At 75.4% G+C, this 19,524-nt stretch carries 8 protein-coding genes; all 8 read right to left on the bottom strand.

Annotation, left to right across the window (positions count from 1 at the left end; translation table 11 throughout):
* Nucleotides 1-91: 91 nt before the first annotated feature.
* From ABT053_RS24045 to ABT053_RS24010, 8 genes are read right to left on the bottom strand one after another with little or no spacing between them, the layout of a single operon-like run.
* A complete protein-coding gene (locus ABT053_RS24045) occupies nucleotides 92-4,387 on the bottom strand; it encodes a non-ribosomal peptide synthetase (RefSeq protein ID WP_350971481.1) in 4,296 nt (1,431 codons plus the stop codon).
* On the bottom strand, nucleotides 4,368-4,850 hold the full coding sequence (locus ABT053_RS24040; protein WP_350971480.1) for an acyl carrier protein: 483 nt from the start codon (nucleotides 4,848-4,850) through the stop codon (nucleotides 4,368-4,370). Before ABT053_RS24040 ends, ABT053_RS24045 begins: the two co-directional genes overlap by 20 nt.
* The gene (gene panD, locus ABT053_RS24035; RefSeq protein WP_350971771.1) at nucleotides 4,850-5,275 is read right to left on the bottom strand and encodes an aspartate 1-decarboxylase; all 426 of its coding nucleotides are present in this window, start codon (nucleotides 5,273-5,275) and stop codon (nucleotides 4,850-4,852) included. The genes ABT053_RS24040 and panD overlap by 1 nt, the downstream gene beginning before the upstream one ends.
* Before the next feature lie 13 nt (nucleotides 5,276-5,288).
* Nucleotides 5,289-8,447, bottom strand: coding sequence for a non-ribosomal peptide synthetase (locus tag ABT053_RS24030; protein WP_350971479.1), 3,159 nt, complete (start codon nucleotides 8,445-8,447; stop codon nucleotides 5,289-5,291).
* A gap of 8 nt (nucleotides 8,448-8,455) precedes the next feature.
* The gene (locus ABT053_RS24025; RefSeq protein WP_350971478.1) at nucleotides 8,456-10,159 is read right to left on the bottom strand and encodes an amino acid adenylation domain-containing protein; all 1,704 of its coding nucleotides are present in this window, start codon (nucleotides 10,157-10,159) and stop codon (nucleotides 8,456-8,458) included.
* Nucleotides 10,156-13,266 carry a beta-ketoacyl synthase N-terminal-like domain-containing protein gene (locus ABT053_RS24020; RefSeq protein WP_350971477.1) on the bottom strand — a complete coding sequence of 1,037 codons (3,111 nt, stop codon included), beginning with the start codon at nucleotides 13,264-13,266 and terminating at the stop codon, nucleotides 10,156-10,158. The genes ABT053_RS24025 and ABT053_RS24020 overlap by 4 nt, the downstream gene beginning before the upstream one ends.
* On the bottom strand, nucleotides 13,263-14,960 hold the full coding sequence (locus tag ABT053_RS24015; RefSeq protein WP_350971476.1) for a fatty acyl-AMP ligase: 1,698 nt from the start codon (nucleotides 14,958-14,960) through the stop codon (nucleotides 13,263-13,265). Before ABT053_RS24015 ends, ABT053_RS24020 begins: the two co-directional genes overlap by 4 nt.
* Entirely contained in the window at nucleotides 14,957-19,504 is a 4,548-nt protein-coding gene (locus ABT053_RS24010) for an SDR family NAD(P)-dependent oxidoreductase (protein WP_350971475.1), read from the bottom strand. Before ABT053_RS24010 ends, ABT053_RS24015 begins: the two co-directional genes overlap by 4 nt.
* Nucleotides 19,505-19,524: the final 20 nt, after the last annotated feature.

Here is a 19,524-nt window from a genome sequence, read left to right as displayed (position 1 = left end):
TCGGGACGACCGGCCCCCGCCGCCGGTCGTCCCGGGGAACCATGTCTCCGCGTCTCCGCCCGGGAGGCGCACGCGAGGCCGGGCTCCGGTCTCAGGACATGAGAAAGCGGCTGATCTGGTCGACGTGCGGGGCGCGCAGGAGTTCGTGGTGCTCGCCGTGGATCTCGTGCACGGTCAGGTCGGAGACGGTCTGCCGCCACCCGGCCTCCTGGACGGCCCGCAGCTTGGGCGGGTGGAGTCCGCTGGTCAGCAGTGTCACCCGCCCGTGGAACCAGCCGGCGCGGTAGTCGGCCAGCCCGCGCAGGCTGTCGCGCCACAGCCGCAGCAGCCCCGGCCCGTACGCCTCGTGGTAGGCGGCCACCTGGGCGGACGTCATGCCCAGCCCGGCGAAGAAGGCCACCTGCGAGTCGAGCAGGGCCTGCCCGGCCTCGGCCGCGTCCAGCGGGGCCAGCCGGTCGATCAGCGCCTCCAGCTCCCCCAGCTCGTCCAGGAGGTCGGTCACGAACACCTCGGGCAGCACCGAGTCGATCAGCACCACGTGGTCGACGCGGTGGCCGAGCGCCTGCAGCCTCCTCGCCGTCTCGAAGGCCAGCACCCCGCCCGCCGACCAGCCCGCGAGCGTGTACGGCCGCGCCAGGTCCAGCCCGGACCCGGCCAGCTCCCCCGCGTACGTTGCGGCCATGTCCGGCAGCGAACCGGCGCTCACCCCCGATTCCAGCGCCTGCAGCGCGTAGACCGGCCGGTGCGCGGCGAGCCTGGCCGCCAGCCCCGCGTAACAGAGCGCGGAGCCGCCGAGCGGGTGGAAGCAGTAGAGCGGGTCACCGGCGGGCGAGGAGACGACCAGTGGCGTGATGACGGGAAGGGACGTGGCGGGGCCGTGCCCGGCATCCCGGCCGGGATCCGAACCACGATCGTGACCGGGACAACGGTCAGAGCCAAGGTCCGGGCCAAGGTCCGGGCCACGGTCCGGGCCGGGACTGCGGTCAGGGGCGCGGCCGGGGTCACGGTCAGGGCCAACGTCAGGGGCGAGGTCGGGGGCACGGTCGTGTTCCAAATCAGGGCCACGGTCCTGCCCGGGGGCCGGGCCGGGGGCGGGATCCCGGCCGGGATCGGGACGGTGTCCGGGGACCCGGTCGGGGACGGCGGCCGACACCAGGGTGGCGAGGCCGCTGACGGTGGCGTTGGCGAGGAACTTGCGGAGCTTGACCTTCACGCCCAGCCGCTGCTCCACCCCGGCCATCAGCCGTACCGCGCCGAGCGAGTCGATGCCCCTGGCGAACAGGTCCTCGTCCGCGCCGACGTCCTCGGAGCCGATCCCGAGCAGGCCCGCGATGAGGTCGGCGATCTGCCCCTCGACGGCGGTGCGCGGCCGGGACGGGACGGGCTCCTCCGCCGCGTCCCGCGCGGGGGCGGCGTTCACATCGGGCAGCGCGGATCGGTCCACCTTGCCGTTGCGGTTGAGCGGGATCGCGGGCAGCGGCACGAAGACCGAGGGCACCATGTACTCGGGCAGGCTGCGGGCGAGACCCGCGCGCATCTCGGCCGCCGTCGCGGTGCCGACGACGTAGGCGACGAGCCTGCGTCCGTCTCCTGGCCCGGCTCCTGGTCCGGCTCCTGGTCCGCCCCCGGGCCCGCCATGAGGTCCGCCATCGGGTCCGCCCTCCCGTGCGGATCCGGCTCCAGGTCCGCTTCCCCGTACGGATCCAGGTCCAGGTCCGCCTCCCTGTACGGATCCGGCTCCTGGTCCCGTTCCAGGTCCGGAGCCGGATCCGGGCCAGGGGGCGGCGACGACCACCGACTGCTCGACCCCCGGCAGTTCGTCCAGGGCGGCCTCGACCTCTCCCGGTTCGACACGGAACCCCCTTATCTTCACCTGGTCGTCGATCCTGCCGAGGAACTCGAACTCCCCGTCGGCCCGGAGCCTGCCCAGGTCGCCCGTACGGTAGAGCCGCGAGCCCGGGGTGCCGAAGGGGTCGGGCAGGAAGCGCTCGGCGGTGAGCGCGGGCCTGCCGTGATAGCCGCGTACCACGCACTCGCCGCCGATGTACAGCTCGCCCGGCACGCCCATCGGGACCGGCCGCATCGCGTCGTCCAGCACGTACATGGTGGTGCCGGGGATGGGCCTGCCGATGGGGACCAGCTCGCCGCCGATCGGGCCGGTCACGGTGTGCACGCAGTTGGCGACGGACGCCTCGGTCGGCCCGTACTCGTTGAGCAGCACCGGCGCCGGGTCCAGCGCCTGCCAGAACGCCAGCGCCCGGCTGGGGAAGGCGTCGGCGCCCACCACCAGGACCCCGGCCAGGCCCGCCGCCTGCTCGGCGGAGAGCTGCCCCGCCAGGACCTCCAGGTGCCCGGGGGTGAGCTTGACGAACCCGTACGGCCGCGCCGACAGCGCGGCGCCCAGCTCGTCCAGCGCGGTGTCCTCGGCGGCGACGTGCAGGCACTGGCCGACCACCAGCGGCGTGTAGATGTTGGGCACGACCATGTCGTAGGCGACGGAGGAGAACAGCGGGGCGCCTCCCACCCCGCCGACGGCGTAGGCGGACACGCACCAGCGCAGGAAGTTCACCAGGCCCCGGTGCGGGACCATGACGCCCTTGGGCCTGCCGGTGGAGCCGGAGGTGTAGATGAGGTACGCCATGCTCTCGGGCGTGCCGGTCGCACCGGGGTCGTCGGAGGGGTGGCCGGAGGTCTCGGCCTCCAGGGCCGCCGCGTCGTCCAGGACCAGGTGGGCGCCGGAGTCGGCGACCATGTGGGCGAGCCGTTCGGCGGGCAGCCCGGGATCGAGCGGAAGATAGGCGGCCCCGGCCTTCCACACGCCGAGGAAGGCGGCGACGAGCCAGTCGGAGCGTTCGAGGCGGACGGCGACGACGCTCTCCGGGCCCATGCCCCGGCCGCGCAGCCAGTGCGCGATGCGGTTGGCCCTGGCGTTCAGCTCCCGGTAGCCCAGCCGGACGGCGCCGAAGGTCAGCGCGACGGCCTGGGGGGTGAGCCGGGCCTGGCGTTCGAAGAGCTCGTGGGCGCGGGCGTCGAGCGGGCCCAGCGGTTCGGGGCCCCGGCAGGCCGCGAGCAGCGCCTCGCGCTGTGCGGGCGGGAGGATCTCCAGGGTGGCGAGCGGCGCGCCGGGCGAGGCCGCGACCTGGGCGAGCAGGTGGGCGAAGGACTCGGCGAGCCGCCGCGCGGTGTCCGGCTCGAACAGGTCGGTGCGGTAGGTGAGGTGTCCCACCAGGCCCCCGTCCCCGTCCCCGGGCATCAGGGACAGGGCGAGGTCGTACTTGGCGGCGGTGTCGGGGAACGCGAACGGCTCCACGGCCAGGTCCCCGAGCGCCGTGGCCCCCCGCAGCCCGGCGTGCATCTCGTACAGGACGCGGAACGGCGGGGTGCGGCCCTCGGCCTGCATCGGGTACGGCAGGTGCTGGTGGGTGAGGGCGTCCAGGCAGTAGGCGCGGGTGCGGCGCAGCAGCTCGGTGAAGCTCGGGTCGCCCGACAGGTCGGCGCGCATCACGACGGTGTTGAAGAAGGCCCCGACCAGGTGCTCGGAGTGCGGGGTGGCGCGGTTGGCGACGGTGCTGCCGATCGCGACGTCGTCCTGGCCGCAGTGGCGTGACAGCAGGGCGGCGAACGCGGCGAGCCCGGCCATGTAGGGGGTGGCCCGGCAGCGCCGGGCGACGGCGCCGAGCGCGGCTGCCGTCGCGGCGGGGACGGCGAAGGTGACGACCGCCCCCTGTCCGGAGGTCTCGGAGACGGGCGCGTGGTCGGCGGGCAGGTCGAGCACGGGGAGCCCGGCCAGGGCGGCCCGCCAGTGTCGCAGGGCGGGCCCCAGGTCGGCCGCCCGCTCGGCCGCCACGACCTCGTCGTAGGAGGCGGGCAGCGGGGGCAGCGGGTCCGGCAGGCCCTCGGCGCGGGCCCGGTAGAGGATGTCGAGCTCGCGCAGGAACACCCCCATCGACCACTCGTCGAAGGCGATGTGGTGCACGGTGAGCACCAGGACGTGGTCGTCCCCGGCCAGGCGGGCGAGCCGGGCGCGCAGCACCGGGCCCGCCGTGAGGTCGAACGGCCGCCGCGCCTCGGCGGCGGCCGTCTCGCGGACCTCCTCCTCCGACCCGGCGAAGTACACCGGCAGCTCGACCGGGGCCGGGGGCAGCACCGACGCCACCGGCAGCCCTCCGGCGCTCGCGTAGACCGTGCGCAGCGCCTGGTGGCGGGCGACGAGGTCGCCGAGCGCCCCGGCGAGCGCCGGGACGTCCGGTGTGCCGCGCAGCCGCAGCGCCAGGCACACGTTGTACTCCGTGCCCGCCGGGTCGAGCTGGTGGCCGAGCCACATGCGCTCCTGGGCGTACGAGAGCGGCACCCCGGTCATGGTCGTCTCAGGCGCTGCGACCGGCACCTTCCACCTCCAGCGGCGACAGCGGCGCGAGCGATGGGAGCGATGGGAGCGACGTCCCGGCCTCCAGCATCCCGGCGACCACCTCGGCGAGCTCGCCCACCGTCGGGTAGGTGAACACGTCGGCGACCGGGACCTCGACGCCGTGCCGCGCCCGGATCCTGGCGACGATCTGGACGGCGACCAGCGAGTGGCCTCCGGCCTCGAAGAAGTCGTCGTCGGGGCCGACGGCGTCCAGGCCGAGCAGCATCGCCCAGTCGTCGGCCAGGGCCCGCTGGACGGAGGCGCGCGTCGCCTGGACGGAGGCACGCGCGGACGCTTGGGCCGAGGCGTGCGTAGCGGCCCGGGCCGAGGCGTGCGCGGACGTTTGAGCGGAGGTGGGCGTCGCTTGGGCCGAGGCGTGCGCGGACGCTTGGAGAGAGGTGTGCGCGGACGCTTGGACGGAGGTGTGCGTGGGCGTGCTCATCATGGTCTCCTCGCCGCGCCCGCGGGCGCGAGCTGGTCTTCGGCGCCCGGTACCGGGCGGGCCGGGTCGTGGTCGACGTCGACGATCCGGTTGGCACCGTCCACGTGGACGACCCGGGGCCGGTAGCCCGGCAGCTCGCCGCCCGTGTACTGGCCGTAGGAGATCAGGATCACCATGTCCCCGGGCGAGACCAGGTGGGCGGCGGCGCCGTTGATGCCGATCACCCCGCTGCCGCGCTCGCCGGTGATGACGTACGTCTCCAGGCGGGCGCCGTTGGTGATGTCGACGATCGCCACCTGCTCGCCCTCCAGCAGGTCGGCGGCGTCCATCAGGTTCTGGTCGATCGTCACCGAGCCGACGTAGTGCAGGTCGGCGTGGGTGACGGTCGCTCGGTGGATCTTGGACTTGAACATCGTGCGCAGCATCTCGGACTTCCGTTCACGCATGGGGGACCGGTGACAGTGCCGAGAGCGGCGCGTGCGGTTCGCGCACCGCCGCTCCCAGCAGATGCAGCCATGCATCCACCAGGCCCTCGACGGTTGGTCCGTCGAACAGGCCGGTGTTGTAGGCGACCTCGCCGATGATCGAGTCCGGGGTCTCCGCGACCGAGCAGACGAGGTCGGCGACCGTGGTACGCGTCGCCAGGTCGATGGGGGTCACCGTCAGCTGGGGCAGGCGCACGCTCTCGGCGCCGGTGAGCGCGCTGAGCGGGACGCCGTTGAAGATGACGTCGAAGAACGGGGTGCGGCCGGGGCGGCGCGGCGGGCGCAGCGCCTGGACGAGCCGCTCGAACGGGACGTCCTGGTGGGCGTAGGCGCCGTGGACGACCTCGCGGACGCGCTCCAGCAGCTCGGCGAAGGTCGGGTCGCCGCCGCAGGAGGTGCGCAGCACCAGCGTGTTGGCGAAGAAGCCGATCATCTGCTCGGCCTCCGGGCGGGTGCGGCCGGGCACCGGGGAGCCCACGGCGACGTCGCCGCCGCAGGCCTGGAAGAGCGTGGCCTGGAACGCGCCGAGCAGGGCGGCGAACAGCGTCGTGCCCGCCTCCCGGCTGAGCGCGCGCAGCTCCTCGGTGACCCGTTCCTCGATCATGAAGGAGGTCCTGGCGCCCGCGTAGGTCTGCACGGGCGGCCGGGGCCGGTCGATGGGCAGCTCCACCGGGGTGAGCCCGGACAGCTGGGCGCGCCAGTAGTCGAGCTGCTCGCCGCCCACGGCGTGCTCGCGCTGCCAGGCGGCGTAGTCGACGTACTGGGCGCCCGGCTCGGGCAGCACGGCGGGCCGGCCGGACAGCGCGGCCTCGTACAGGGTGGCCAGCTCCTGCCAGAACACCTGCTCGGAGCCCGCGTCGTAGCCGACGTGGTGGACGACCATGGAGAAGACGTGCTCGTAGTCGTCCAGCCGGGTCAGCCTGGCCCGCACCGGCGCGGCGGCGGCGAGGTCGAACGGCTCGTCCCAGTCGGCCTGCAGGGCGTCGGAGGCGGCGCCCTCGCGGGCGATGCGGGTCTCGCCGGGCGCGCTGCCCACGGTCAGCCGGGGCCCGCGGGCGTCGATGCGCACCTCGGGGATCCCGTCGGGGCTCTCGACGTAGCGGGTGCGCAGGATCTCGTGCCGCGCGACCAGCTCGTCGAACGCCTGGCGGAACGCCGCCACGTCGAGGCGGCCGTGCAGGCGGCACGCGGTCGGCACGTTGTACGCGGTCGAGCCGGGCGCCAGCCGGTGCAGGAACCACAGGCGCTCCTGGCCGTAGGAGAGCGGCAGCGGCCCCTCGCGGGAGGCGCGCGGCAGCGGCGGGAGTTGCTCGGCGCGCGTCTCGGCCACCTCCTCGGCCAGCTCCTCCAGCGACTCGGCGGAGAACAGCAGGTAGAGGGGGAAGTCGATGCGCAGGTCGTCCTGGATACGGAACATGACCTGGGTGGCGAGCAGCGAGTTGCCGCCCAGCTCGAAGAAGTTGTCGTCCAGGCACACCTGGTCCAGGTCGAGGACGTCGGCCCAGATCGCGGCGAGCGTCTTCTGCACGGCGGTGACCGGGGGCCTGCCCTCGGACCGCTCGGCGGGCGCGACGATCTCCGGCAGCGCGGCCCGGTCGACCTTGCCGCTGGTGGTCAGCGGCATCTCGCCGATCACCGCGATCTGCGCGGGGATGAGGTACGGGGGAAGCCGCTCGGCGAGGTGGGCTCGCAGCTCCGCCGGGTCCGGGACGGTGCCGGGGGCGGTGTCCGAGGCGGTGTCCGGAGCGGTGTCCGAGGGGACAACGTAGGCGAGCAGCCGCTCCCCGGTGACCGTGACGGCGGACCGCTGGACGGCCGGGTGGGCGTCCAGGGTGGCCTCGATCTCGCCCAGCTCGACCCGCACTCCGCGGATCTTGACCTGGTGGTCGGTGCGGCCGAGGAAGTCCAGGGCGCCGTCGGGGCGGCGCCGTCCCAGGTCCCCGGTGCGGTAGAGCCGCGAGCCCGGCGGGCCGTAGGGGTCGGGCAGGAAGCGCTCGGCGGTGAGCGCGGGCCTGCGGTGGTAGCCGCGCGCCAGGCCGATCCCGCCGATGAACAGCTCACCCGCCTCGCCGTCGGGTACGGGCTCCCCGGCCTCGTCCAGCACGTGCACGGTGTTGCCGGTGAAGGGCGCCCCGATGGAGACGACCGGGCCGGCGTGCGGGTCGTGCGGGTCGTAGGTGTACAGGGTCGAGTCGATCGACACCTCGGTGGCGCCCCACTGGTTGTGCAGGCGGCAGCCGTACAGGCCGATCTGCTCGTGGAAGGCGAGGGCGAGCGGCGCGGTCAGCGCCTCCCCGCTGGAGATCACGTGGCGCAGGTGCGGCAGCGGCGGCAGCCCGGCCCTGCGGTGCGCCTCCAGGAACAGGGAGAGCATGCTGGGCACGAACTGCACCACCGCGGCGCCGAAGCGGAGGGAGGCCTCCAGCAGCGCGACCGGGTCGCGGTGCTCGCCCGGCGGCAGGATCGCGACCACGCCGCCGACCGACAGCGGCCAGAACACCTCCACGGCCGAGTCGTCGAAGCTCAGCGTCGTCTTGTGCAGCACGGTCTCGCCGGGTTCGAGGCGGTGCTCGTCCTGCATCCACCGCATCCGGTTGACCCAGCCCCCGTGGGTGCTGGCCACTCCCTTGGGCGTGCCCGTCGAGCCGGAGGTGTAGTAGAGGGAGACCAGGTGCTCCGGGCGCACCCCGGAGGCGGGGGGTGTCGCCGGGCGGCCGTCGATCAGCGCGCTGTCGCGGTCGAGCAGCACGACGCGGGTGATGTCGCCGGGCAGCAGGTGGGCGAGCGCCTGCTCGCCCACCGCGACCGGCACCGCGCCCTCGGCGAGCATGAGCCGCACCCGCGCGGGCGGCGCGTCGGGGTCGATCGGCAGGTAGGCGCCCCCGGCCTTGAGGATCCCCTGCAGCGCGATGACCAGGTCCAGGCCCCGGTGCACGCACACCGCCACGGGGGTGTCGGCGACGACTCCGAGGCCGCGCAGGTGGTGGGCGAGCTGGTTGGCGCGCCGCTCCAGCTGGCGGTAGGTGAGGGTGTTGCCGTCGGCGTCGATGACGGCCACGGCGTGCGGGGTCCGTTCCACCTGGGCTTCGACCAGCTCGTGCAATCCGGCCACGACTTCTCCTAACGGTTCGCCGACGCCAGCAGCGCGACGCGGTCGATCTTCTTGGTGGGGGTGAGCGGGAAGGCGCCGCGCACGTCGATCCTGGCGGGGATCATGTACGAGGGCAGGTGGGCGGCGAGGTGCTTGCGCAGCGCCCGGGGGGTGACGGCTCCCTGGGCGAACAGCAGCAGGACCCCGTCGGCACCGTCAGCGCCGCCGGTGCCGCCAGTGCTGCCAGCGCCGTCCACGACGTGCGCGGCGGCCAGCTCGACCAGCGGGTGCTCCTGCGCCACGGACTCGATCTCGCCCAGCTCGATCCGGTAACCGCGCAGCTGCACCTGGCGGTCGCGGCGCCCGTCGAACCGCAGCTGCCCGTCGGCGCGCATCCGCCCCAGGTCGCCGGTCCGGTAGAGCCTGCCGTGCTCGGGGTGCTCGACGAACCGCTCGGCGGTGAGCTCGGGGGCGCCGCCGTAGCCGAGGGCCACGCCGCGCCCGCCGACGTGGATCTCGCCCTGCTCGCCGTCCGGCACCCGCGTGCCGTCGTCTCCGAGCACGACGACGCGGTAGCCGTCCAGCGGCCTGCCCACCGGCAGCGGGTCGGGCTCCGCCGCGTCCACGAGCCCGGCGGTGCACCACACGGTGACCTCGGTGGGACCGTAGAAGTTCCAGACGCGCCCGGCGTGCCCGGCCAGCTCGGCGGCGAGCCGCGCGGTCAGCACCTCGCCGCCGCAGACGGCCTGCAGCGCCTCGCGCCCCGGCGTCAGGTGCGGCAGCAGCGCGCGCCAGGCGGTGGGGGTGGCGTGGACGACGGTGACGCCGTGCTCCTCCAGCCAGCCCACCAGCCGCCCGGGGTCGGCCTGCAGCGCCTCGGAGGTCACCAGGGTCGCGCCTCCGTGGCTGAGCGGGACGAACATCTCCAGCAGCGAGATGTCGAAGGAGAAGGTCTGGTTCGCGGCGTACCGGTCGGCGGGGCCGGGGGCGAGCAGCTCGGCGACGGCCCGCACGCAGTTGTGCAGCGAGGCGTGCGAGACCCGCACCGCCTTCGGCCGCCCGGTGGAGCCGGAGGTGAACATCACGTACGCGCACTGCTCGGGCCGGACGTCACCGGCCGGCAGCCGGTACGCGCCCTCTCGCGGCTCGGATCCGCCTCCGGCGCGGGGCCCGGGCGTCTTCGCGGTGCCCGTGCCCGGCTCGGACGCCTCCGCGGTGCGGGTCTCCGGCGTCCTCGCGGTGCCCGAGACTTCTTCGCCTTCCGGGCGCGGCGCCCGTGCTTCCCAGGCGTCGCCGGTTCCCGGTTCCCGTGTGCTTTCCTCGGGTGGCAGTGAGTCGAGGAGCAGGCTCATGCCCGCCTGCTCCCGCTGGAAGCGGAGCCGCTCGGGCGGCAGGGCCGGGTCGAGGGGCAGGAAGACCGCGCCGGCCTGCCACAGGCCCAGGATCACGGCCACGTAGTCGGCGGAGCGGGGCAGCGCGACGCCGACCACGTCCCCCGGGCGCACGCCCCGGTCCCGCAGGACGCGGGCCACCGCGCCGGCGCGGGCGGCGAGCCGCCCGTAGGTGATCTCGGAGCCCGGGCCGATCGCCGCGATCGCGTCGGGCGTGCGCTCCACCTGCCGGGCCACCTCGTGCAGCACGGTGCTCGCGCCGCCGCCTCCCGGCGGGTCCGTCCCGTACGAGACGGCGTCCATGCCGCCGTCTCCCGATCGAGCCGTCTCGACGGTGCTCATGCGATCACCTCCTGGGGAACGACGGTCACGGGAACGGCCGGGGAAGCCGGGGAAACCGGGGGAAGGGAGGCGGACCAGTCCCGGGACCAGGGCAGCAGCGGGATGGACGTCACCGCCCCCGGCGGGTTGAGCGCGGCCCAGTCGGGGTCGTGGCCGAGCTCGTACAGGCGGATCAGCACGCCGGGCAGGTCGCTCGCGGTGGCGCAGCGCACCACGCGGGCCTTCCTGCCGTTCGCGACGCCGCGCAGCCGGGGGCCGAGTCCCGCGGCGCCGATCTCCACGAAGGTGCGTACGCCCCGGTCCAGCGCGCCGGTGAGCGCGTCGCCGAGCAGGCTCGGCCCGGCCAGGTGGCGCGCCCAGTACCCGGCTCCCTGCGCGCGGCCGTCGATCGGCGCGCCGGTGAGCGTCGACAGCGACACCGTCTCCCCCACGTTGGCGGGCAACCCCTCCAGGGCCTCCGCCAGCTCGGCGGCGAGCGGCCCGGCCAGCCCGCTGTGGTCGGCGGTCGCGGGTCCGAGGTCCCCGCAGAGCACGTCCCCGGCGGAGAGGGTCGCGGCCAGACCGGCCAGCGCGGCCCGGGGACCGACGATGACGCAGGTCTGCGGGTCCTCCACCGCGGCCACCGCGAGCGCGGGACCGACGCGGGCGCACAGGGCCTCCGCCAGCCTGCGCGCCAGCCGGACCCGCAGGGCGTGCACGGGCGGCAGCCCGGCCAGCAGCCGGGCGCGGTGCCGGGCCACGGCGTCGGCCGCGGCGGGCGCCAGCACGCCGAGATGACGGGCGGCGGCGACCTCACCGGCACCGTGACCGATCACCAGGCCGGGACGGATGCCCGCCCGGCGCAGCTCGTCGGCGAGTGCGGCGAGCCCGGCGAGTGCGGCGGAAGCGGAGGAGGCCGCGTCTTCGGCGCGTTCGGCGGGTCCGGCCCGCGTGCCGTCTTCGGCGGACGCGACCCGCCCGGCGGGCGCGCCGGGCTCGCCGGTGCGCGCCCCGTCAACGTGCGGCTCATCGGCGTGCGGCTCGCCGGTGTACGGCTCGTCGGCGAAGACGAAGGCGAGGCCGCCCGGGGCGGTACCGCCCGGTGTCGCGGCGGCCAGGTCGGTCAGTGCCCTGTCGAGCTCGCGGTCCAGCTCGGCGGCGTCGGCGCCGGTCACCCCGGCCCGGTGCGCGTGGTGGTCGCGCCGGTCCCCCGCCGTGTGGCAGGCCGCCGCCAGGTCCAGCGCCGGGTCCCGCAGCGCGGCCCGCCACCGTACGACCAGCTCCCGCAGCGCCGCGTGGGTGTGCGCCGACAGCGGCAGGTAGTGGCGCCTGCCCGGGGAGGCCGCCGGAGCCGTCTCCCCGGTGTCTTCCGGAGAGCCGGTTCCATCCGGAGAGGACGCCCCGACGGGAGCCGGGGGCTCTGCGGACCTGTCGGGATAGGACCACATCTCGTCGGGGGGCAGTCCCTCGCAGTCCTCCCAGACCTGCCGCCGGGGACGGGCGTGGACCCGCGAGCGCGTCTCTCCCCGGACCTCACCCACACGCCCTGCCGTGACCGCGGCCGGGGACAGGGACGAAGACGCGACCGGGGACGGGGGCGCCTCCAGGATCAGGTGGGCGTTGGTGCCGCCGAAGCCGAAGGAGCTCACCCCGGCCAGCCGTTCCGTCCAGGGTTCGAGGCGCTCCTGGACGCGCAGCCCGGCACCGGACCAGTCGAAGTCCTCGGCGGGCCTCGTGGCGTGCAGGCTCGCCGGGAGCGTGCCGTGGAAGAGCGACAGGGCCAGCTTGGCCAGCCCGGCCGCGCCCGCCGCGGCCTCCAGGTGGCCCACGTTGCTCTTGACCGAGCCGATCCGCAGCTCGGCGCGGCGCCCGGACGTGGTGCCCATCACCTCCGACAGGGCGCGCAGCTCCATCAGGTCGCCCAGCCGGGTGCCCGAGCCGTGCGCCTCGACGTAGCCGACGTCGCCGGGCTCGACCCCGGCCGCCCGGCACGCCGCGCGCAGCAGCCGTGCCTGCGCGGGGGCGCTCGGCGACATCAGCCCGTTGGTACGCCCGTCGCTGTTGACCGCGCCGCCCCGGATGAGGGCGTAGATCCGGTCCCCGGCGGCGAGCGCGTCGCCCAGGCGCCTGAGCGTCACCATGACGGCGCCCTCGGAGCGGCCCATGCCGTCGGCCCCCGCCCCGAAGGACTTGCAGCGGCCGTCGGGGGCGAGCACCCCGGCCGTACGGAAGCACAGGCCGATGTCGGGGGAGAGGATCGCGTTGACCCCTCCGGCGAGGGCGGTGTCGCACTGGCGCGTCTGCAGCGCCGTCACCGCCTGGTGGACGGCGACCAGCGACGACGAGCAGGCGGTGTCGATCGCCATCGAGGGGCCGTGCAGGTCGAAGACGTAGGAGACGCGGTTGGCGGCCACGCTGTGCGCCACGCCGGTCGGGGTGTAGAGGCCGGGCTCGGCCGTCCCGGAGAAGCTGCTGACCAGGAAGTCCCCGCTGCTGATCCCGGCGAACACGCCGGTCCGGCTCCCTCCCATCTCGGACAGCCGCAGCCCGGCGTCCTGCAGGGACTCGTGCGCGACCTCCAGCAGCATCCGCTGCTGGGGGTCCATCGCCTCGGCCTCCCTGGCGTTGACCGTGAAGAACGCCGGGTCGAACGCCTCCACGTCCGGCAGGAACCCGCCCTCGCCCACCCCCGGCTGCCGCCAGCCCGGGTGCCGCGCGGCCCGCTCCCCCGGTACCGCGCCGACCGCGTCGACGCCGTCCGCGAGCAGCCTCCACAGGTTCGCGGGGCCGTCGGCGCCGGGCAGGCGGCAGCCGATGCCGACGATCGCCACCGGTTCGGGGGAGTACGCGGCCGCCTCCCGCTCAGGCTCCCGCACCAATGACACCGACGACGCCGACGGTGCCGACGGTGCCGACGCGGTCAGGTGCGCCGCCAGCATGCGGGGGCTGGGGTGGTCGTAGAAGACGGTGGTGGGCAACTGGAGGCCCAGGCGGGCCTCCAGCTCGGCCGCGAGCGCGACCGCGTCGGCGGAGCCGATGCCGTAGTCGATGAACAGCCGGTCGGCGTCCGTGTCGGCCAGGCCGGTGCGCTCGGCGACCAGGGAGAGCAGCAGGTCCTGGACGTTCATCGCAGGGCCGCCACCGGGTCGGCGCCCGCGAGCGCGGGCGAGGTCCATCCGGCCAGCACGGGGAACGCGCCGTCCAGCAGCATCGCGCGGCACTCGCGGCGCTGGATCTTGCCGCTGGTGGTCTTGGGGATGCTGCGCGGCTCGACCAGGAACACCCCGTCGAGCATCACATCGTGCTCCCTGGCCACGGCGAGGCGGATCTCGGTGATCAGCTCGCCGAGGTTCCCGGCGTGCTTGGCCATGACCTCGGCGACCACCACCGCGGCCTCGGCCTGCGGCACGTCGCCGGTGGGCTCGGTGGCGAACGCGGCTCCGAAGCCGCTCCGCACGGCGGGGCTGACCCGCTCGACGGTGTACTCGACGTCCTGGGGATAGTGGTTGACCCCGTTGATGACGATCAGGTCCTTGTGGCGTCCGACGATCACCACGTCGCCGTCCTCCATCACGCCGAGGTCTCCCGTGCGCAGGAAGCTCTCGGGCCGTCCCGGCAGGCGGGCGTGGAAGGTCTCGGCGGTGGCGTCGGGGCGCTGCCAGTAGCCGTCCGCGACCGAGGGGCCGGACACCCACACCTCCCCCACCTCGCCGGGCGCGCACGGCAGCCCGGTGGCGGGGTCGGCGATCTCGAAGACCATGTCCTGCACCGGGGTTCCGCAGCGGACGTAGGCGCGCTCCCCCACCTGGACGCCGGGGTCGTCGACCTCCAGCCGCGAGGTGGAGATCACCAGGGTGCTCTCGGCCATGCCGTACGCGACGCGCAGGCTCGCGGCGTCGAGTCCGGCGGGCGCGAACCGCTCGGCGAAGCTCCGTATGGTGGCCCGCCGGAGCGGCTCGGCGGCGTTGAGCGCCACCCGCCAGCCGCTCAGGTCCAGGGACGCGACGTCGGCGTCGGTGGCCTTCCTGACGCACAGGTCGTAGGCGAAGTTGGGCGCGTAGGAGAACTGCCCGCCGTAATCGGAGATGGCCCGCAGCCAGCTGACCGGCTGCGCGGCGAACGCCTGCGGGGACATCTTCACCACGTGGGCGCCCCACAGCAGCGGCGACACCAGCGAGCCGATGATCCCCATGTCGTGGTAGAGCGGCAGCCAGGAGACCGTGGTGCTCTCGTGGGTGGCTCCGACGGCCGAGGCGACCGCGCGGGCGTTGTGGGTGAGGCCGCCGTGGGTCACCATGACGCCCTTGGGGTTGCCGGTGGAGCCCGAGGTGTACTGCAGGAACGCCAGGTCCCCGGGGACGGGCAGCGACCAGTGGTCGGCGGCGTCGCCGGAGAGCAGGTCGGCGAAGTGCAGCCAGCCCCGGAACCCGGGCAGGGACGCCAGCACGCCCGCGTCGGGGAGCGGCTCGGGGGCGACGGCGTAGGCGGCGCCGGAGTCGCGGGCGATGGAGGCGATCTTCGACCAGGCCGACCTGAAGTGCGCGAGGGAGGGCATGTAGACGGGTACGGGCACGGCTCCGGCGAGCATGCAGCCGTAGAAGACGGGCGCGTACTCGGCCGAGGAGGGGCAGGCGAGGAGCACGCGCTCGCCGCACGCGCCGGCCTCGGTGAGGCGGGTGGCGACCTGCCGGGCGCGCAGGGCCAGCTGGGCGAAGGTCCACGCGGTGCTCTCGCCCCTGCCCAGGAAGGTCAGGGCCGGACGCCCGCCGTGCTCGTCGGCGGTGGCCAGCAGGGACGCCAGCACCGAATCATGAGATGTCATGCCATTCCTCCGATGTGGTCGTTGAGAAGCTCGTCCAGCAGGGCGTCCACCTGGGCGTCGGACAGGGCGTCCAGCCGCGCCGCCATCGGGTCGCGGGCGTCCGTCACGGGGTCTCCCCCGGCGGGCCGCTCCCCCAGGTGGGCGCTCACCCGTCCGGCCAGCTCGGCGACGGTGGGGCCGTCGAGGAAGGCGGGGGTGGGCAGCCGCACCCCGAGCCGGGCCTCCAGGAGGTTGCGCAGCTCGACGGCCATCAGGGAGTCCAGGCCGAGGCGGGTCAGCGACACCTCGGGGTCGATCGCGGCAGGGGAGGTGCGCAGCACGCCCGCCACCCACTCGGTGAGCGCCCTCTCCAGCTCCTCGGGGGTCGTGATGTCCAGCGGGCCGGTCGCGGTGTGGCCGCCCGCCAGCCCGGCGAAGATCGACCAGCGTTCCTGTCCCGGGTTGTGCGCGAACCAGGCGGCGACGTCCAGGGGGACGACCGCGACCTGGGCCGGCGACTCCGCGAGCAGCCCGGCCAGGATCCGCAGCCCCGACGCGGGGTCGATGGGGCCCATGCCCTTGTCCGCGAGCCGGCCCGCCCGGTCGGGCCGGGCGGCGAGCCCGATCTCCGACCAGACGCCCCAGTCGACGCTGGTGGCGGGCAGGCCCCGCCCCCTGCGCCAGTGCGCGAAGCCGTCCAGGAAGGCGTTGGCCGCCGCGTAGCCGGCCTGGCCGCCGGAGCCGAGGAGCCCGGCCGCCGAGGAGAACAGCACGAACAGCTCCAGCGGGTCGCCGGAGGTGAGCCGGTGCAGGTTGCGGGTGCCGTCCAGCTTGGGGCGCAGCACCTCGCGTACCTCGTCGAAGTCCGTCGCGGTGATCGTGCGGTCGCGCAGCACCCCGGCGGCGTGCAGGACGCCGCGCAGCGGTGGCCCCTGGGCGCGGAGTCCGTCGAGGGCCGCCTCCAGCGCGGCCGCGTCGGCGACGTCGGCGGCGAGCACCGTGACCCGCACGCCCTCCTCGCGCAGCGCGGCGATCCGCTCGCGCGCGTCCGGTCCCGGCTCGCTCCTGCCCATCAGCGCGAGGTGCCGGGCGCCCTGCCGTACGAGGCCCTCGGCCGAGGCCAGGCCGAGACCGCTCAGGCCACCGGTGACCAGGTAGGTGCCGTCGGCGCGCAGCCGGGGCCGGTCGAAGGTGAGGACCACCTTGCCGATGTGCCGGGCCGACGCCATGTGGCGGAACGCCGCCTCGGCCTCGGCGGCGGGGAAGGCCGTCACCGGCAGCGGGCCGAGCGTGCCGTCCGCGACCGCGTCCACCACCTCGCGCAGCATCGCCCCGGCCAGTTCCGGGCGCCGCCAGGTCAGCGAGAACGCCTCCACGGCGTGGAAGGACAGGCTCTTGGCGAACGGCGCGAGCGGCAGCGGCCGGTTCCCGGCGATGTCGCGCTTGCCGAGTTCCACGAACCGGCCGAAGGGCGCCAGGACGCGCAGCCCCTCGTCGACGGCCTCCCCGGCCAGGCAGTTGACCACCATGTCGACCCCGGCGCCGCCGGTGACCTCCATGACCCGGTCGGCGAAGTCCAGGGAGCGCGAGTCGAAGACGTGCTCCACGCCCTGTTCCCTGAGCCAGGCCCGCTTGCCGGGCGAGCCCGCGGTGGCGATGACCTCCGCGCCCGCGCGCCGCGCCAGCCGCACCGCCGCCTGGCCGACGCCGCCGGCCGCCGCGTGGACCAGCACCCGGTCCCCGGCCTCCAGGCGGGCCAGCCGCTCCATGCCGTAGACCACGGTGACGTACGCCGCGGGCAGCGTCGCCGCCTCGGTGAAGCCGAGGTCGGCGGGGATGGGCACGGCGAGGCGGGCGTCCACGGTGACGTGCGAGGCCATCGCGCCGATCTCGGCGACGAGGGTCACCACCCGGTCGCCGGGGGCGAGGCCGGTCACGCCGTCGCCGACGGCGGTCACCTCGCCCGCGCACTCCAGGCCGTAGCCGAGGGGCTCGGACTGCTCGCCCAGCATGCCGATCCCGCGCAGCACGTCGTTGAAGTTGAGCCCGGCGGCGTGCACCCGGATCCGCACCTTCCCCGCTCCGGGCACGCCGGGAACACCTGCGGCCAGGGCTTTCCCGGCCGGAGCCTCCTCGACCGGAAACTCGCCGACCGGGGCCTCCTCGACCGGAAACTCGCCGACCGGGGCCTCCTCGACCGGAAACTCGCCGACCGGGGCCTCCTCGACCGGAGCCTCGCCGACCCAGGTGTCCTCGACCAGGGACAGGGTGCCGAGGTCCTTCTGGACGCGCTGGACGAGCCGGTGCGGGCCGCGCGGCCCGGCCGGTCGCGGGGTGAGACGCGGCGCGAACGCCCTGCCGCCCCGCAGGGCGACCTCGTTCTCACCCCCCAGGTTCCAGGTGGGCGGCTCGTCCGCGGCACCGGGGGCGTCCCGGCCCGGCGTCCCGTCTCCGTCACCGTCTCCGGCCGGGTCCCCCGCGAACGCCCCGCGCGGAACCGGGACCGGAACCGGAACCGGGCCCGGGCCCAGGACCGGCGCGCACGGCTCGTGCCCGGCCGGGGTCCAGGTGGACGGGTCGTACCCGGCGTCCAGGTCGATGAGGACGCAGCGCAGCTCGGGGTGCTCGTGCCTGACCGTGCGGGCCATCCCCCACACGGCGGCGGCGTCGGGGTCGACCGGGTCGCCGGGCTCCACGGGCTGGGCGTTCCTGGTCACCACCCACAGCCGCTCCGGCTCCGGCGCGGCGGCCAGCTCCTGGACCAGCTCCAGCAGCGACCGCAGCGCCTCCTCGGCGGGCCGTCCCGGCTCGACCCGGTGCACCACGCCGTCGAACGGCTCGCCGGCGCCGGGCTCCACCGGCACCCAGCGCGTGGTGTACGTCCAGCCGCCGGCCCCGGCCTCGCGGTCGATCGCCCGCAGCCGCACCCCGCGCAGCGCCAGGACGACCCGGCCGTCCTCGTCGCAGGCGTCGACGCCGAGCAGCACGTCCGCCCCCGTGTCCGTGTTCTCCCGCGTGCCGGTGGCCGGGCGGGGCGCGACCCTGGCGTACGCCCAGCGGGCCGTGCCGAGCTCGCCCAGCACCGATACCCGGGCCACCGCGCTGGGCAGGAGGAGGCCGCCGCCGTCGCCGAGGGCGGGCGCCGCCGCCTGCAGGCAGGCGTCGATCAGCGCCACGTCCAGGCGGTACGGCCCGGCCGCGGAGGACGCGGCGGAGGAGGGAACGGCGCGCAGGCGGGCGAGGGACTCGCCGGGGGCGGCGAAGACCTCCTCGACCCGCCGGAAGGCGGGACCGTACTGCATGCCCCTGGCCTCGAAGCCCGCGTAGAGCTCCTCCGCGCCGACCCGGTCCGCGCAGCGGGACCTGATCAGCGGGAGGTCCAGGTCCGCGGCGGGTTCCGGTGTCGTGCAGCAGGCCGAGGCGTGCGCGCGGCCCTCCGCAACGAGCTCGATGGCGTCGCCGTCGAGGACGGCTCCCAGGCGGCGCGGGGCGTCCAGCACCAGCGGGACGTGGAACTCCACCCCGGCCAGCGCGTCCGAGTGCTCCAGGGCGGCCGCCACGTACCCGGCGCCGGGGAAGACCGGCCGGCCCTCGACCCGGTGGTCGCCCAGGGGGCCGTCGGCGGTCAGCTCCACCTCGCGCAGCCGGGCGAGGGAGCCCGCGAAGGCGGCGGTGTCCTCCTTGTGCACGGACGGCAGCAGCAGGGCGTCGACGTCGCGCAGCCCGGACAGCAGGGTGGGGTGCGGGCTGAGCTCGACGAACGTGTCGTGCCCGGCGGCCAGCAGCTGCCGGATCACCGGCCAGAACAGGACGGGCTCGCGCAGGTTCCGTCCCCAGTAGACGGCGTCGGGCGCCGTGCCGGGGCGGCCGGTGACGGTCGACCAGAGCGGGGTCGTGGCGGGCACCGGCGCCAGGGCGGCCAGCGCGTCGCGCAGCTCGGGCAGCAGCGGGTCGACGTGGTGGCTGTGACCGGCGACGTCGGCGCCGACCAGGCGGCAGAAGATGTCCTCCCAGCGGAGCTGCTCGACGAGGGCGTGGACCGCGTCGTGGTCGCCGGCCACCACGGTAGAGCCGGGCGCGTTGGCGGCGGCCAGGCAGATACGGCCGCCGCTCCGGTCGTTCTGCTCGGCGACCACGGTGGCGGCCTCCTCCCAGCCGAGGCCGAGCAGCGCCATCGCGCCCGTCCCGCTGAGCCTGCGGTAGAGGCGGCTGCGGACGCCGACGATCCGCGCCGCCTCCTTGAGGGTGACGGCGCCCGCCACGTGCGCGGCGGCGACCTCGCCCAGGCTGTGCCCGACCACGGCGGCGGGCACGACGCCGTTGGCCTCCCACAGGCGGGCCAGCCCGACCTGCAGGGCGAAGAGGGCGGGCTGGACGACGTCGATCGTGTCGGCGTCGGCCCTGCCCGCGAGGACGTCGGTGACGGATCGGTCCAGGTACGGTTCGAGCGCGACCTCGCACTCCCGGATCGCCGCGGCGAAGGCCGGTTCCTGCTCCAGCAGGGCGCTTCCCATGCCGCGCCACTGGGCACCCTGGCCGGGGAAGACGAAAACGACACCGTTCATGCCGAGAAGCATCGCCAGGC

The organism is Streptosporangium sp. NPDC002524 (assembly GCF_040295985.1).
Lineage (GTDB): Bacteria > Actinomycetota > Actinomycetes > Streptosporangiales > Streptosporangiaceae > Streptosporangium.
The sequence above is the reverse complement of the archived record's forward strand: the minus strand, read 5'-3'. Positions and strand labels throughout refer to the sequence as shown.

Coding starts and splice junctions, on each gene's coding strand:
- panD (WP_350971771.1), bottom strand. CDS start 5,275: ATGCTGCGCACGATGTTCAAGTCCAAGATCCACCGAGCGACCGTCACC.
- ABT053_RS24020 (WP_350971477.1), bottom strand. CDS start 13,266: ATGAACGTCCAGGACCTGCTGCTCTCCCTGGTCGCCGAGCGCACCGGC.
- ABT053_RS24010 (WP_350971475.1), bottom strand. CDS start 19,504: ATGAACGGTGTCGTTTTCGTCTTCCCCGGCCAGGGTGCCCAGTGGCGC.
- ABT053_RS24015 (WP_350971476.1), bottom strand. CDS start 14,960: ATGACATCTCATGATTCGGTGCTGGCGTCCCTGCTGGCCACCGCCGAC.
- ABT053_RS24025 (WP_350971478.1), bottom strand. CDS start 10,159: ATGAGCACCGTCGAGACGGCTCGATCGGGAGACGGCGGCATGGACGCC.
- ABT053_RS24040 (WP_350971480.1), bottom strand. CDS start 4,850: ATGAGCACGCCCACGCACACCTCCGTCCAAGCGTCCGCGCACACCTCT.